We start from the raw sequence: 208 nt of genomic DNA on the forward strand, positions 1-208 counted from the left end.
AAAATCACGAACCTGACCAGTCGATCGATCTTTACGTTGACTATAATATTTGAAGTTGAATCTGACGCCATTTTGATCAAGGTAATAATCATCTTTTTCATCATAGAACCAGTTAGCCAGCTTAGTTGGATCGTTGCGATACTTTCTGGTCTTTTCCTTTTCGTACATGGTATAAGGAATATAGTACTTCTTGTCTGAATACTCTTCT

At 36.1% G+C, this 208-nt stretch carries 1 pseudogene; it reads right to left on the reverse strand.

What is annotated here, in order from left to right:
- Positions 1–208 (reverse strand): annotated as a pseudogene (locus CP357_RS10085) (IS5/IS1182 family transposase); the annotation flags it as partial.

Origin of the sequence: Lactobacillus sp. UMNPBX6 (assembly GCF_002553975.1) — a bacterium.
Classification (GTDB): Bacteria; Bacillota; Bacilli; order Lactobacillales; family Lactobacillaceae; genus Lactobacillus; species Lactobacillus gallinarum.